15 protein-coding genes are annotated in these 15293 nt (G+C 64.9%); 4 read left to right on the top strand and 11 right to left on the bottom strand.

The features are described from left to right. Window positions 1–239 precede the first annotated feature (239 nt). Together E1748_RS23740 and E1748_RS23735 are read left to right on the top strand one after the other, a co-directional pair. The gene (locus E1748_RS23740) at window positions 240–620 is read left to right on the top strand and encodes a hypothetical protein (protein ID WP_133649725.1); all 381 of its coding nucleotides are present in this window, start codon (window positions 240–242) and stop codon (window positions 618–620) included. 343 nt (window positions 621–963) lie between these two features. Continuing rightward, a complete protein-coding gene (locus E1748_RS23735) occupies window positions 964–2538 on the top strand; it encodes an efflux transporter outer membrane subunit (protein ID WP_133649724.1) in 1575 nt (524 codons plus the stop codon). A gap of 31 nt (window positions 2539–2569) precedes the next feature. On the opposite strand, the gene E1748_RS23730 is transcribed toward E1748_RS23735, so the two are convergent. Genes E1748_RS23730 through gspG form a run of 8 tightly spaced genes read right to left on the bottom strand, consistent with a single transcriptional unit; the run spans window position 2570 to window position 8563 of the window. Next, complete coding sequence (locus E1748_RS23730) at window positions 2570–3349, bottom strand: type II secretion system protein N (protein WP_133649723.1); 780 nt, start codon at window positions 3347–3349, stop codon at window positions 2570–2572. Window positions 3350–3372: 23 nt separating this feature from the next. Further along, complete coding sequence (gspM, locus tag E1748_RS23725; protein ID WP_133649722.1) at window positions 3373–3876, bottom strand: type II secretion system protein GspM; 504 nt, start codon at window positions 3874–3876, stop codon at window positions 3373–3375. Next, a complete protein-coding gene (gspL, locus tag E1748_RS23720) occupies window positions 3873–5240 on the bottom strand; it encodes a type II secretion system protein GspL (RefSeq protein ID WP_133649721.1) in 1368 nt (455 codons plus the stop codon). The genes gspM and gspL overlap by 4 nt, the downstream gene beginning before the upstream one ends. Before the next feature lie 28 nt (window positions 5241–5268). Further along, window positions 5269–6444, bottom strand: coding sequence for a type II secretion system minor pseudopilin GspK (gspK, locus tag E1748_RS23715; protein ID WP_133649720.1), 1176 nt, complete (start codon window positions 6442–6444; stop codon window positions 5269–5271). Between the two features lies 1 nt (window position 6445). Then, window positions 6446–7135 carry a PulJ/GspJ family protein gene (locus E1748_RS23710; protein WP_133649719.1) on the bottom strand — a complete coding sequence of 230 codons (690 nt, stop codon included), beginning with the start codon at window positions 7133–7135 and terminating at the stop codon, window positions 6446–6448. Beyond that, complete coding sequence (gene gspI / locus E1748_RS23705; protein WP_133649718.1) at window positions 7113–7523, bottom strand: type II secretion system minor pseudopilin GspI; 411 nt, start codon at window positions 7521–7523, stop codon at window positions 7113–7115. Before gspI ends, E1748_RS23710 begins: the two co-directional genes overlap by 23 nt. Before the next feature lies 1 nt (window position 7524). Next, the gene (locus E1748_RS23700; protein ID WP_133649717.1) at window positions 7525–8055 is read right to left on the bottom strand and encodes a GspH/FimT family pseudopilin; all 531 of its coding nucleotides are present in this window, start codon (window positions 8053–8055) and stop codon (window positions 7525–7527) included. Between the two features lie 43 nt (window positions 8056–8098). Beyond that, window positions 8099–8563, bottom strand: a complete 465-nt coding sequence (gspG, locus tag E1748_RS23695) for a type II secretion system major pseudopilin GspG (RefSeq protein WP_133649716.1) — start codon at window positions 8561–8563, stop codon at window positions 8099–8101. Between the two features lie 163 nt (window positions 8564–8726). Between gspG and E1748_RS23690 the strand changes: the two genes are divergently transcribed. Continuing rightward, window positions 8727–9137, top strand: a complete 411-nt coding sequence (locus E1748_RS23690) for a type II secretion system protein N (RefSeq protein WP_133649715.1) — start codon at window positions 8727–8729, stop codon at window positions 9135–9137. A 50-nt stretch (window positions 9138–9187) separates the two neighbouring features. On the opposite strand, the gene gspF is transcribed toward E1748_RS23690, so the two are convergent. From gspF to gspD, 3 genes are read right to left on the bottom strand one after another with little or no spacing between them, the layout of a single operon-like run. Then, window positions 9188–10405 carry a type II secretion system inner membrane protein GspF gene (gene gspF / locus E1748_RS23685; RefSeq protein WP_133649714.1) on the bottom strand — a complete coding sequence of 406 codons (1218 nt, stop codon included), beginning with the start codon at window positions 10403–10405 and terminating at the stop codon, window positions 9188–9190. A gap of 4 nt (window positions 10406–10409) precedes the next feature. Continuing rightward, on the bottom strand, window positions 10410–11921 hold the full coding sequence (gspE, locus tag E1748_RS23680; RefSeq protein WP_133649713.1) for a type II secretion system ATPase GspE: 1512 nt from the start codon (window positions 11919–11921) through the stop codon (window positions 10410–10412). Further along, window positions 11918–14230, bottom strand: a complete 2313-nt coding sequence (gspD, locus tag E1748_RS23675) for a type II secretion system secretin GspD (protein ID WP_133649712.1) — start codon at window positions 14228–14230, stop codon at window positions 11918–11920. The genes gspE and gspD overlap by 4 nt, the downstream gene beginning before the upstream one ends. A 492-nt stretch (window positions 14231–14722) precedes the next feature. Here gspD and E1748_RS23670 point away from each other — a divergent pair, with 492 nt between their 5' ends. After that, entirely contained in the window at window positions 14723–15169 is a 447-nt protein-coding gene (locus E1748_RS23670; protein WP_133649711.1) for a lytic transglycosylase domain-containing protein, read from the top strand. The last annotated feature ends 124 nt before the right edge of the window (window positions 15170–15293 follow it).

Here is a 15293-nt window from a genome sequence, read left to right as displayed (position 1 = left end):
ATCCGGATTTTATCTGCCTGGACAGCGAAGTCAATCGCCAGAACGGCAGATTTCACACTGCTGCCTTCGTACCACTGGAAAACAACAGACGGAGGCGGCATGCAACGAAGTATCTTGAGATTTCATTGCATAGTCAATATTATGACAGGCAACGAGTTACGCGCTCCGGCGCTACCCGAGACCATGTTCTGACCGATTTGCCGCGTGCCGCAACCCTGCGCCACGATAGGATGTCCGCGATGCTGTACCTGAAAAACACCCTTGGCGGCTGGGGCCGCTCCCTGACCGATACCGCGCTGCACACCTTCCGGGGTCCGCACCGTTGGTGGAGACTGGCGCTGTACGCAGTGATGTTCGTGCTGCCCGGGGGATCGCTTGGGGTGCTGTTTTTCGCGTGGATCGATCATCGACGCGGGCGCCGCGACGCTCAGTCCGGGCACGGCGCCGGTATGCGGCAACTGCCGTTGCTGCCGGCATCGGCATCGGCGGCCGGCAAGGATGCGACGTCTGCCGGCTCGCTCGTGCCAGGCTCCACGATCTGCCAGGCGCGCGGCAATGCGCCGGTCTGCCGAGCGGCCGCCGGCAAGGTCGCAAGGCAAGGTCCGACCGAACGCGTTTGACGCTCGGCCGCCGGGCCTGCGCAACGCTCCACGCGTCATCAGGATCTGTCGTCCGGCCAGGTCCGGTAACGCCGCGTAACCAGCCGGAACCCTCCGTAACACACCCGCCACACTCGCCGCATTACTCTCCTGTGTCGACGGTAGCCAGCCGTGCAGGCCGGCGTTCGCGCTCCGGTCCCATCGCGCTTGCTGCCCGTCCGATGACCGTTGCCATCTCCCGCTGGAGGCGTCGCGTAAGCTACCATTCCAGTGCCGCCGCAACGCATCGTTACGCTTTGTTCGCCCATGACATGTCGCCCGGTTATCCGACCGGCCGCCGACCGAATCGACAGGAATCCATCGCATGCAGTCTGACCGTATCTCGCGCCCGGTAGCGTTCGCACCACGCACTTCGACGCTCGCCATGATGGTGGCGGCTGCGATCGCGAGCCTGCTGGCCGGTTGCGCGGTAGGTCCCGACTACCATCGGCCGGAGGTGTCTGTTCCTGCTGCGTACAAGGAAGCCGCCGACGGCTGGAAAACCGCGCAGCCGGCCGACCAGCACGACCGCGGCGCGTGGTGGACCGTCTACAACGACCTGCAGCTGAACGCGCTCGAAGACAAGCTCAACGCATCGAACCAGACCGTCGCGCAGTTCGCGGCCGCCTACCGGCAGGCGCGTGCGCTGGTCGGCGAAGCGCGTGCAGCTTACTTTCCGGTCGTGAGCCTCGCGGGATCGGGCCAGCGTGCACGCACGCCGCGCAACTCGGGCGGCGGCGGTACGTCGTCGTCGTTCGGGAATGCGAGCTCGATCAACAACAGCTTCAACCTGTCGCTCGACGCAACATGGGAGCCCGACCTGTGGGGCAAGGTCAGCCGCTCGGTGAACGCGCAGGAAGCGGGGCAGCAGGGCGCCGCCGCCGATCTCGCGAACGCCCGCCTGTCCGCACAAGCCACGCTCGCGCAAACCTATTACTCGATTCGCTCACTCGACGCGCAGCAAAAGCTGCTCGACGACACCGTCGCCGCCTACAACCGCTCGCTGCAGCTCACGCAGAATCGCTACGCGCAGGGCATCGCCGCGCGCTCCGACGTGATCCAGGCGCGCACGCAGCTGCAATCGGCGCAGGCGGCCGCGATCGACAACGGCGTCGCGCGCGCGCAGGACGAACACGCGATCGCCGTGCTCGTCGGCGAACCGGCATCGACATTCTCGCTGCCGCGCGTGCCGCTCGATGCCACGCCGCCCGACGTGCCGTCGCAGATGCCGTCGGCGCTGCTCGAACGCCGACCCGATATCGCATCGGCGGAACGCAAGGCGGCCGCGGCCAACGAGCAGATCGGCATCGCGATCGCGGCGTTCTTCCCGTCGCTGACGTTGTCCGCGAGCGGCGGCTTCGAGAACTCGGTATTTTCGAATCTGCTGACCGCACCGTCGCGCTTCTGGACCGTCGGTCCGCAACTCGCGGCGACGCTGTTCGATGCCGGACTGCGCAGTGCGCAGACCGACGCCGCGCGCGCTGCCTACGACCAGCAGGTGGCGACCTATCGACAAACGGTGCTCACCGCGTTCCAGGACGTCGAGGACAACCTCGCATCGCAGCGCATCCTCGCGCAGGAAATCGGCGTCCAGCAGCAGGCGGTCGATTCGGCACAGCAGGCGCTCGACATCGTCACGAACCAGTACAAGTCCGGCACCGTCGATTACCTGAGCGTGCTGAATGCGCAGACCACCGCGTTCCTCGCGGAGCAGAAGCTCGCGAGTATTGCGGGTCAGCGGATGGTGTCGTCGGTGGGACTGGTGAAGGCGCTCGGCGGCGGCTGGGATGTCGCGCAGATGAATCGCGAAACGGGTGATGCGGCGGCGCCGGCGGCGGCATCAAGCGCATCGACCGCGCAAACTCCGGTCGCCGACACTCAACAAGCTCGCAGCAACTGAGCGCCCGGCGTCACACCGCCGAAGCAGGCAATCAACGCATGAACGTCAACGCAACCGTCCCCGGCGAGACCGGACGACCAAGCAGGTTCAGCAGCCCGGCGAGGTTGTCGCGCGCCTCGGGCGTCGCGCTCGCCGTACCCTGAAACGACGCACCGGGACCGCCGATGGTCCCCTGGCCGTTCAACAGCAACGAGCCCTTCAGCGTCGACAGATTAAGCGTGGACGTCGCGCCTTCCGCCTGAAACACCACGCGATACGAACCCAGCGGCTTCACGCGCGATACGCGCGAACTCATGTCGTTCAGCGTCACGATCAACTGACCAAACGCGTCGCTGCGAAACGTGCGCCACTCGGTCCACGACAGCCGCACATCCCCTTGCAGATCGAGTGTGTTGAACGGCGCGCCGAGCCCGGTCAGCAGCGCGGCCGGCACGGCAATCGCACCGGCCGTCATCGTTGCGCCGCGCGCGGTCGCATCGACGGTCACGGGATCAGGCATCGCTTCGCTCTGACGCATCTGCATCCGCACACGTCCGGTGAACAGCGGCCAGAACGCCGTATGCCATTCGATCCGTCCAGGCAGCAGCGTAGCGGCGGTGGTATCGGAACCCGCAGCGAGCACCAGCGACGCCGAGCCGTTCCACAACGAGCCCGCCGGATCGACGAGATTGATGTGCCCGTTCGTCGACTTCGCGAACTGCGGGGTGATCCACGCGGCAGGCAGCAATACGACCAGCACGATGGCGCACGACAGCGCGCCGACCAGCACCCACGGTAGCGCGACGCGCAGGCGCCGCATCCAGAAAATCATGCGAACCCTTCAAGCGTAGGCGGTCATTTCGCCGTCGACGGCTGCAGCGATGCCGTCAGATCGACCTGCCCGTCGGTTTTCAGCGCCGAGACGTGTGCCTCCGCGACCTGCACCTTCAACTGCCGGCGCACGTCATCGAGCCAGGCGGTCCACGCCGGAAACGACGCATTCTTCAACTGCACCTGGACGACGTTGCCGATCACCTGCACCTGAGTCGCCGCGAGGCCGTGATCGGTCAGCGACGTCGACAGTGCGTCCTTCAACGCGCCGCCGGTAGGCGCGACGCCTTGCGTTGCACCCGACAGCGTGCGCGCCTCGTTGGCCTGCGCGGTCATCTGCGCGAGACGGCGCTGCATCGCCGGTAAATCGTCACGCAGACGCGTGCGGCCTTCCTGCGCCGGCGCCCACAACACCGACCAGCCGATCACCACGGCGAGCACCGCACCGCCCCACGTGAGCAGCGCCTTTTCGCGCGCGTTGCGCGCTTCCCAGAAGGTGCTCCAGACTTCGAGTAACTGCGCTTTCATTGTCCGCCCCTGATCGTCCACTTGCCGGTGTTGCTGTCGATCTCACCCGTGAGGCCGTTGCTCGCGAGCCGCTTGCCGAGATCCGGATCGACGCGGGTTTCCGGCTTGAACGTGACGTCGAGCCGTCGGTCGTGATAGTCGAGCCCGGCGATGGCGTTGACCGGCACCGGTCCGAGCGAACGGGCGAGGCCGTCGGCGAGCGTGAGGAAATCGTCCGGCGACAGTTCGCCTGCCGCGACGCGCAACTGCTGCAGCTGACGCGACATCTGGTCAGGCGCATCGAGCACGACGGTCGTTTTCGGGAACGCGTTCAGCAGCAGTTCGGTCATCTGCGCGTTCACTGCGTCGCGTTGCCGCGCGAGCATCATCCACTGCACGTTCGCGCCGATGACCGCGATCACGAGCGACGCCACCGCGAGCATCAGCGGCAGACGCAGCCGACGCAGCGTCGCGCGGTCGAGTCGCCAGGGCTGCGAGGCAAACTCGAACTGGCACAGATCGAAGCGGCATTCGAGCGCACGACGCGCGAGCGTTTCGAACGGCAACGACTGAGCGCCGCCGACCTGCGCGGCCAGTTCGGTCTGCGCGTTCGAGCCAAGGCGCGGTTCGTTGCCCGGCAGATCAGTGAGTACATGCAGCACGACCGGCGCGGTGCCGGCAAGCGCCGTCAGCGTGCCCGCGATCGCGCCGGCCGGCACCGCGAGCCCTTCGCCGAGCGACCCGCGCGCGACCGCGAGTTCGAGACGCGGCGCGGCGGTTTCGAGCGGCGCCGTTTCGCCGAGCAGCATCGGCGCAGTGGATACAACCGTGCCGAGCACAGCGGCGACAATAGTCGGCGGTACGATCGCCGCATCGGCGGTCTGCTCGGCTTCGGCCACGGCCACTGCGGCATCGATGTCGGTTTGCGCGGCGGCAGCCACCAGCGGCACCGGCAGACAGCGCGTAACCGGCACCGCGCGTACCGCACGATGCCCCGCCGCCGTGAACGCCTCGACGAGGAAGCGGAACCAGCCGCGATCGACGATCGCCAGCACGTGCTGCTTGCCGTCGAAAGGCTTCGGGTCGACCGCGATGTGGCAGGTCTGCGGATCCTGGATCAGTTGATCCTCGACGACGTTCGGCAACGCTTGGCGCAGTCGCGGGCCCTTCAACGGCGGCACGGGAGAGGCGAGCATCAGCAGGTCGCGTGCGGCAACGATCAGCACCGTCGACGACGCGCGCGGCAGTAACGCCAGCGACGAACGGCCCGCGCGCTGCGTGCGGCCCGACTTGTCGAGCAGCAGGAACGGCAGATCCGGCAGTTGCCATTCCTGCGACGGCACCGCCGGATCGCGCGGCGGCAATAGGACGATCAGTGTGCTCAAAGGCCGCTCTCTTCGGAAAGGACGTAGGTCATAGTTGGTCGCGTACCCGCACGATACGTGTAGTGTGAGTCAGCGCGTCGCGATACACGAGCGTCGTGCGATCCACTTCCGCGCGCTCGTGCTGCACGCGGCCGTGGACCAGAAAATAGCTGGAGTTCACGTCGAGCTCGTTCGGATCGATCACTGCCTGCTGCACGCCCGCGCCGCGCAGCGCGAGCTGCACGTCGCTGACGTTGCGGAAGAACACCGTCTCGCGGCGCGACACGAGCGCCTGCGCACTCGACAGGTTCATGCCCGGCACGACCGCCGCCACCACTTCGGCGGACGCCGTATTCATGTTGACCGCGGTCGCGGTGGGCAGCACGGTGACGAACGGCCGCAGACGCGCGACGACGTCGGGCGTGAAGCCCGGCACGTCGAGCAGCGAATCGACGCTCGTGAACTGCAGCGGCACGACACCGCTGTCGTCGTTGCTGTTGGACAGACCGGGGTTGTCGGTGAAGTCGTTGCCGCCCGAGACGTCGCCCCCGGCCGGCACGCTCTGGCCCGGCGTCGCGCCGGTGTTCAGCGCCTGCGTCTGGAAGCGCGTCGCCGAACGCAGCAGCGACGCGCGCACCTTGATGGCCGCCGTCTTCGCGAGCGACCCGTTGAGGCCGAGCAGCGCAAGCAATCGCTGGAAGCACTGGATCTGCGAGGCGTCCATCTGCAGTACGCCCGGCGCGGGCGACGACACGAGGTTGCGCAGATTGAATTTCGCCTGTGCGTCTTCGATCGAACCCGACAGCCAGGTGGCCGAGCCTTCGCCTGCGCGTTTGTCGCCGATCTGCCCGAGGAAATCCGAGAGCCGCGTGCGCGCGATCGGCACACCCCACACGCCGCCGAGATACGTAATACCCGCCGACGTGTCGGCTTCTGAGCGCAGGATCAGACGCGTCCAGTCGAGCGCGCCGCGCGACACCCACTGCGCCTGCGCGAGCAGCCGCTGGTTTTCGATCCGGCGAATCTGCACCTCCTGCCGGTACAGCATCCCCGACACGAGAATCGCCGACAGCGCGACCACCAGCAGCGCGCTGATGATCGCCGCTCCGCGATTCGCTTCTGTACGACGACGATGCGGCACGGCACGACCGCGCACCGGCACGCGACCGGCGCTTGCGCCCAGGCCGGCCGGCTTCACGAATCGCGTCGCATCAAGGCATCGCATCTCATTCTCCGACGAGGAACACACGCGTCACAGGCCGCTTCAGCGACGTCGCACCGATGCTCACCTCGAGCCCGGTCACCGCGCGCGGCAACGGCGCGCTCCCCAACTGCGGAATCTTCAGATTGTTCGCGTTCTCGGTAATCGCGGACTGCACGTCGTTCATCTGGATGGTCCAGCCTACCTTCGGTACGAAGAGCCGCGCGGTGATCGCGCCGACACCGCCCATCAACGCGACGCTGCTCCAGCCGCTTTCGTCGCTGGCCTGCAGCGCGCGACGCAGATCGCCGGCATTGCCGAGCGGCGGCGACGCGTAACGCGTCACACGTCCTTCGGTGATCCGGTAACGCACCACCTGCAAACGCGGTGCAACGCCCGGCGGATCGAGTTCGCGGACGATCTGCAACACGCTGCCGCCCACCGACACCGCGGCCTGACCGGCTTCGTCGTCGGTCGCGGCTTCGCGCGCGTCGATGCGCATCTGGTCGAACATCTGCGCGAATACGCGCTCGTCTTCCATCGCGTTCGTGATCGTCGTCCGGCCGCGCACGATCTGGTCGAGACCGCGCCACGACAGCACGGCAATCACCGCCATAATCGCAATCGCGACGAGCAGCTCGATCAGCGTGAAGCCGCCGGCATGCATGCGGCGCGCTCGCGGCGCGCGGCGCTCACAGCGAACGGTTGGTTTCATTCGCGACCACCGTCACCATCTCTGCGAGATTGCCCTCGCGGCCAGGCATCGACACCAGCACTTCCACACGACGAAACAGCGGATTCGGCGTACCCGACACACGCTCCGTACACAGCAGCTCCAGGTTGCCCTGCGAGCAGTCGAAACTTTGCGACCCGACGTCGGGCCACGTATGCGACAGATGCAGTTGCGCGAGCGCGTTGTCCGCGCTCCAGCCGGCCAGCAGACGCCGGTGCAGATCGGCCTCGCCGGTCGCGAGACTGCCCACTGCGCGCAGCGATGCCGACAGCGCCACGGCGATGATCGTGAGTGCGACGAGCACTTCGATCATCGTGAAGCCGCGCGCTTTTTTTCCTGCCCGGTGCGCGGGCCGTGTTTGCGCCCGCATGTCAGCGCACCTCATAGCGACCGTTCCCCGTCCCGACGATCGTCGCGCGGCCCACCGACGAAAACAGCGTGACCTGTACCGGCGTATCGATGCTTTCGGTGCCGAACACGATGCGGTTCGGGTGCGTATCGGAACCCGGGTAATCGATCGCCACGCCGGTCACGCCGCCTTCCCAACGACGCTGCCCGAGCAGATCGTCGCGCAGCGGACGCCAGCCGTCCTCGGTGCGCACGTCGAAGCGAAAACCGTCGTCGAGCGGCTGCCACGCGATCGGCCGCGCGCGCACCTGCGCTTCGTCGCCGGCCGTCTCGAACAGCAGCGCGAGACGCTGCGCTTCCTCGTTCAGATCGGTGCGCGGATTGCGGTTCAGCGACAGCGACGCGAGCGACACAAGCAGCCCGGCAATCACCAGCACCACCATCATTTCCAGCAACGTGAAGCCGCGTTGCCGGCGCGCGCCGCGCCCATCCACGCGATGCGGCGCGACTGCATGAAGCGAACGACACGAACGGAACGGGCTGAACGAATGCATGGTGCCGGCGATAGAGCAGGGGAACAGAATCAGCCCGTCACCGTTATTGCCACGAACCGACGTCGGCGTCGTTGCCTTCGCCACCGGCCTTGCCGTCGGCGCCGTAACTGAACACGTCGATTTCACCGTGCACACCCGGGTTCAGATACTGATACGCATTGCCCCACGGATCGTTCGGCAGGCGTTCGAGGTAGCCGCCGTCCTTCCAGTTGTTCGGCACCGGCTCGGTGGTCGGCTTTTCGATCAGCGCACGCAGCCCCTGGTCCTGTGTCGGATAGCGACCATTGTCGAGGCGGTACAGCTTCATCGCCTGCATGACGGTGCCGATGTCCTGCTTTGCGGCGACACGGCGTGCTTCATCCGGGCGGCTCATGATCTTCGGCACGATCAGCGCGGCGAGAATGCCGAGAATCGCGATCACGACCATGATTTCGATCAACGTGAACCCGCGTTGACGGCGAGCGCGCACACTCGCAATTTCAGCGCGGCGATTGGTCCACATCTGCATAGCTTGCTACCTCTTAAAAATTAAGTTCGATTTCGCCTGAACGACGCGCGGTGCAGTATCGTTACAGCACCGCTGGGCGCGTCCGGCCGGACATTTTAATGTCATGCTGTCGCAGGGTTTCAACCCAACGCAAATTTCACATTAGTCCGTACAATGGTGCGCCATGAACGCTCTCCAGATCCGCCTCATTTCGCTCGCACTGTTCGGCGTGTTATGCGCGACGGCAACCTATTGGGTCGTCACGCTCACGTCGCATCCTGCGCCCGTACCCGCCGCCGCAGTCCGTGCGCCTGCGTCGACTGAACAGGCGGCCACGCTGTTCGGCGGCCAGCTCACACGCACCGTCAATCAGGACGTGCATCTGTTCGGCATTCTCGCGCTGCGTGAAGGCGCCGCGGCCATCGTCAGCACCGGTGGCGAACCGCCGCATACCGTGTCGCTCGGCAGCGCGATCATGCAGGGCGCAAAGCTCTCCGAGGTCCGTGCCCGCTCGATCGTCATCGACCGCAACGGTGCGCATTCCGAAGTGTTCCTGCCCGCCAACGCGCCCGGCCCCACCATCTACGTCCGCTGACGCATCCCATACCGCGCGGCGCTGAACGCCGCGCGCGCATCGCGCCGGCTTCACTGCACCAGGTTGTTCAACTCGATGATCGGCATCATCACCGCCAGCACGATCACGAGCACCACGCCGCCCATCGCCAGAATCAGCAACGGCTCCAGCAGACTCGTCATAAACATCGTGCGCCGTTCCAGCTCGCGCGACTCGCCTTCGGCTGCGCGGTCGAGCATCGTCGTCACGTCGCCGGTCGCTTCGCCTGAGCGGATCAAATGCACCAGTACCGGCGGAAACGTCTTCGTGTTGTTGAGCGCGCGCGACAGCGACGTGCCTTCGCGCACACGGACGATCGCGTCGTCGATGTTGTTGCGCATCGCGACGTTGCTGAGCGTTTCGCTCGCGGCCTGCAGTGCGCGCAGGATCGGCACGCCGGCCGCGGTCAGAATGCCGAGCGTGCTCGCGAAGCGCACCGTGTTGTAGCCGCGCACGAGCTTGCCCGCGAGCGGCGCGGTGAGCAGCCAGCGATCGAACGCGAGCCGCGGACCCGCCTGCGCGAGCGTCGCGCGCACGATGTACACGATCACCGCAATCGCGATCAGCACGGCCCACCACCAGTGCCGCACGAAACCGGACAGCGCCATCATCATGATCGTGAGAAACGGCAGTTGCTGCTTCGTGCTCGCGAACACGTTGACGACCTGCGGCACGACGTAGCTCAACAGGAACGTGACGATGCCGAACGCGATCAGCGTGACGACCGCCGGGTACGTGAACGCGAGGACGATCTTCTGCTTGAGCGCGTTGCGCTGCTCGATGTAGTCGGCGAGACGCGACAGCACGAGACCGAGCTTGCCGGTATGTTCGCCGGCTGCCACGAGTGCACGGTAGATCTCGGGGAAATCGCGCGGATGCTGCGACAGTGCGTTCGCGAGCGAATGACCGCCGAGCACTTCGGCGCGAATCGACGCCATCAGTTCGCGGATGTAGTCGCGCTCCGATTGATCGGTGAGCACGGACAGCGCTTCGTCGAGCGGTAGACCTGCGATCAACAGACTCGCCAGTTGCCGCGTGAGGATGGCCTGTTCGCGTTGCGACAGACGACGACCCAGCGACAGCCGCTGCTGCCGAGCACCGCGCGTGCGAGTCGCGGCCGGTTCGACGACAAGCGGCGTCAGCCCCTGCGTGCGTAACTGCGTGCGTGCGCTACGCGCGCTGTCGGCATCGAGCACGCCTTTCTGCGCCTTGCCCGCCGCATCGATCGCTTCGAAACGAAATGCCGGCATGCGCTTACACTCCGCCTGTCACACGAATCACTTCCTCGAGCGACGTCAGCCCCGACGCGAGCCAGCGGTCGCCGTCCTCGCGCAGCGTGCGCATCCCTTGTGCGCGACCCGTTCCGAGAATCTCGGCGTCGGCTGCGTTACGGTGAATCAGCGAGCGGATGTTTTCGTCGACGAGCAGCAGTTCGTACACGCCGCGACGTCCCGCGTAACCCGAGTGGCCGCATTTGTCGCAGCCCACCGGATGCCATTGCGTATGGGGCCGTCCGTCTTCACCGATCTCGGTGCGCTCTTCGCGACACACCGGACACAGGCGACGCACGAGCCGCTGTGCGAGTACGCCGAGCAACGACGATGCGAGCAGGTAGGGCTCGACGCCCATGTCGGTCAGCCGCGTCACTGCCGACGCGGCATCGTTCGTGTGCAGCGTCGCGAGTACCAGGTGGCCCGTCAGCGATGCCTGCACCGCGATCTGCGCGGTTTCGAGGTCGCGGATTTCGCCGATCATGATCACGTCCGGATCCTGCCGCAGGATCGAGCGCAGTGCGCGCGCGAACGTCATGCCGATCCGCTCGTTCACCTGCGTCTGACCGATCCCGGACAGATCATATTCGATCGGGTCTTCGACGGTCATGATGTTGGTCGTCGCGGTTTCGAGTCGCGACATCGACGCATACAGCGTCGTCGTCTTGCCCGAACCGGTCGGCCCGGTGACGAGCACGATGCCGTGCGGACGTGCGATCAGCTTGTCGAATTTCGCGAGCGTATCGGACGCCATGCCGAGCGCTTCGAGGTTCAATCGCGCCGCGTCTTTTTCAAGCAGACGCAGCACCGCGCGCTCGCCGTGACCGGTAGGCAATGTCGACACCCGCACGTCGACCGGCCGACCGCCGACGCGCAGCGTGATGCGGCCGTCCTGCGGCAGACGTTTCTCGGCGATGTCGAGCTGCGCCATGATCTTGATCCGCGAGATCAACGCGCCGTGCAACGCTTTCTTCGGCCGCACGACGTCGCGCAACGTACCGTCAACGCGAAAGCGCACGACCGACGAGTTCTCGAACGGTTCGATGTGAATATCCGATGCCTGTTCGCGCGCGGCCTGCGTGAGCAGCGCGTTGATCATGCGGATGATCGGCGCATCGTCTTCGGATTCCAGCAGGTCTTCGACCTCGGGAATGTCCTGCATCAGCCGCGACAGATCGACTTCGCCTTCCACCTCGCCGACCACCTGCGCGGCGCTGCCGTCCTGGCGCGCGTACGCCTGGTTGATCGCCTGCGCGAGTTCGTCGGCGGGCATCCGCACGACCGACAGCGCGCCAAAATTGCGTGCGACCTCGGCGAGCGCGGCGTCGCTGGTGCGTTCGCCGATCCACACTTCGAGACCGTCTGCGTGCTGATGCGCGACGAGGATCTGCCCGCTCTTCGCAAAGCCGTATGGAACGAGCCGCGCCGCCAGCGGCGACGGCGGTTCGCGCCCGCCGGAACCTGCGTCGGCTGGTGCGCGTGCCGGCGTGCTCACGGATGGGCTCCTGGTGCTTCGGTGCTGGTGCCCGTGCTATTCGCCGGAGCACCCGCTGCAGGAGCGGTAACCGGAGGCCGCATCATCTGCTCGCGCCGCATCTTGTCGACGTCGAACAGGTTCAACGTCGATCCGCCTTCGGCCGGGCCGAGCGGCATCGGCGGCACGACTGGATCGTCCTTGTCCTTGATCAGGTTGTTGTCGGACTTGAACGCGCCGGTCACGCCCTGGATGTAGTCGTAACGGTTCTCCGTTACCGCCTGCGCGGTCGCACGATCCCGGATGATCACAGGACGCAGGAACACCAGAAGGTTAGTCTTCGAGCGGGTCTTGTTTTCCGAACGGAACAGCTGACCGAGCCACGGAATGTCGCCCAGCAACGGCACCTTGGTGTTGCTGACGACGTAGTTGTCCTGCATCAGGCCGCCCAGCACGATGATCTCGCCGTCGTTGGCGAGCACCGTCGACTGGATCGAGCGCTTGCTGAATTCGGGGCCGTTCGGGTTGCTCTGTATGTCGGTCGTGCCGCCCACGATCGCCGAGTCTTCCGTCGCAAGCTGCAGCTTGAGCAGGCCGCCTTCGGTGATCTGCGGCTTGATGTCCAGCGTCAGACCGACGTCCACCCGATCGACTGTATTGAACGCAGTCGGCGAAGCAGCACCGCTGTTGAGGTTCGCATACGAGCCCGTCGTGACCGGCACGTTCGTACCCACGACGATCTTCGCTTCTTCGTTGTCGAGCGTGATGATGTTAGGCGTCGACAGCACGTTCGCATCGGAGGAGCCGGCAAACGCCTGCAGCAACGCACCGAGTCCCTTTACGCCGAGGAAGTTGTGCACCCAGCCGACGTTGAGGCCGCCCTGGAGAGTAGACAGCGCGCCCACCAGACCACCGGTGGTTGGATTCGCAGCGGCCGCCGCCAGATTGATAATGCTATTGCTGTTACCGCTCGAGAGATTGGTACCGGCCACGAGCGAGTTATTCCCGATCTGCCATTGAATCCCAAGGTTCGCATTCGTGTTCGAGTTCAGCTCGACGATCAGCGCTTCGATGTAGACCTGTGCGCGGCGCGAGTCGAGCTGGTCGATCACGGCGCGCAGGTTGCGATACACCGGATCCGACGCGGTGATGATCAGCGAGTTGGTTGCCGAGTCCGCCTGGATCATCCCGCCTGGCTGATTGTCGTCCTTGTCCTTGTCGCCGCCGAGCAGACCACCGGAGTTGTTATTGCTGTTACCGCCGCCAAGACCTCCACCACCACTGCTGCCGCTGCCGCCGAGCGATGACAGTCCGCCACCGCTACCGAGTCCGCCAGAAGGCAACGGCGGCGTACCCGACGTACCCGTTGAAAAGTTGCCACCCGAACCGCTGCCACCACTGTTCTGGTTAAACGAGCTTGCATCATTCGAGCTCGCCGACGAACCACTATCGCCAGCCTTGCCGAGCATCCCGCGCAAGGTCTTCGCGAGCTTCACCGCATCCGCGTTGCGCAACGGCACGACGTGCATGTTGCCGGGCTGGTTGGTCGGTGCATCGAGTTGCTGTGCGAGCGATTTAGCCGCAGCGAGTCGCGCGCCGTTCGACGCACGCAGCAGCAATGCGTTGATACGCGGATCGGCTTGAACGGATACTTTAAGCGTCGCGTCGGTGCTGCCGATCGCACCCGGGTCGAGCATCTTCCCAAGCTGCTGCGCGATGTCGATTGCGTTCGCATTCTTCAACGGCACGACGACGACCTGCTGACCCGCTGCGGTATCGACACCCGCGATGATCTGCGCAATACGCCGCACGTTGTCGGCGTAATCGGTGACGACGAGCGTGTTGTTCGCGGGGTAGGCAGCGACCGTGTTGTTCGGCGAGATCAGCGGACGCAGGATCGGCAAAAGGTTGTTCGCCGATTCGTTCTTCAGCTGGAACACTTGCGTGATCACCTGATCGCCGCGCGCGGCCGGCGTATTGCCGACGTAGGTCGGTACGCCCTGCAGCTTCGCATCGGCTTCCGGCACGACCTTCAATACGCCGTGATCCTGCACGAGCGAAAAACCCTGCATCCGTAACGCGGACTGCAAGGTCTTGAGCGCCTGATCTTCAGGCACCGAGTTTTCGGAAACGAGATTGAGCTGACCCTTCACGCGTGGGTCGACGATGATCGTTTTGCCGGTTGCTGCGCCAATCGCCTTCGCCACCTGATCGATATCGGCGTTGACGAAGTTGAGCGTTACCTGGGCGTGCGCATATTGCGCGGTAATCAGGCCAGCCACCAGCAGCGCCGTTGAAACACGCCGCAATGCCATACGATTTCTTCTCATGGGGTGTGATGTCGATGCCGGCAACGTCGTTGCCGACGGTCATGCGCCGCGGATACCCTGGCAGCCCGCAATCTCCTCGTTTGCAATCGATGCGGAACCCGAAGCGTTTCGCACCTGCGCTGCCCGATACCCTAAAAACCTGAACAGTATCAGCTTTTCATGTCGAATTTGTCACAAAAAAAACTGCGCTGTGCTTTTCCTCTAAACCGCCTTCCACATAAGTAAGATTCGGAAAGTTTTCGCTTCGTCCAGCGATCGCTAAGGTCATCGTTTGGACATGCCGTTATAGCAGTAATGGCCGCATTGAACGCCTTGGGATATTCAACAATTCTGTCTGTTGGCCAACTTGACGCGTTGCCGCCTGCCGGTATGATACGGTCGGTTCGGCATCGAGCGCCGTCACGCGGACCGGGGTTTTCCCCGATTCCTCGCCGCCTGTCTCAATGCGAATGCGTCGTCCGATGGTGGCTTTCCGATTGCCTTCTTACTTCGATGAAACAGACCGTGCTTACCGTTGCCGTCGCCCTGGGTGCGCTGTGCGCAGCCGGGTCCGCGCACGCGGACTGTTTCGACGAGGCCGCCAACTACCAGAAGGTGAATCCGCTGATCCTGCGCGCGATCGCCTGGCAGGAGTCGCACAACCGGCCGGACGCGAAGCACAAGAACGCGAACGGTTCGATCGACTACGGCGTGATGCAGATCAACTCGATCCATCTTTCCACGCTCGCTCAATACGGCATTTCGACCGGCACGCTGATGCAGCCGTGCAAGAACGTGTTCGTCGCTGCCTGGCATCTACGCCAGAAGATGAACAAGTACGGCAACACGTGGCAAGCGATCGGCGCCTACCATTCGGAAACGCCGACGCTGCGCGATCAGTACGCGCGGCAGATTGCCGGCATTCTTCAGAAGTGGAATCTGTTGACCGTCTCGCGCTAGACACGCGCCGCCTCGCGCACGCGATTTCCACATATTGAGCACCCGGATACGACCCCTCTGCGTTTGATGCACAATGCGGCTTCATGCTGCCAATGCATCTGGCCGCTCCCTTCTTCAAGCTTTT

It is taken from the genome of Paraburkholderia flava (genome assembly GCF_004359985.1).
GTDB lineage: Bacteria > Pseudomonadota > Gammaproteobacteria > Burkholderiales > Burkholderiaceae > Paraburkholderia > Paraburkholderia flava.
Note: the sequence above shows the minus strand (reverse complement) of the source record. Positions and strands in the feature narration are given on the sequence as shown.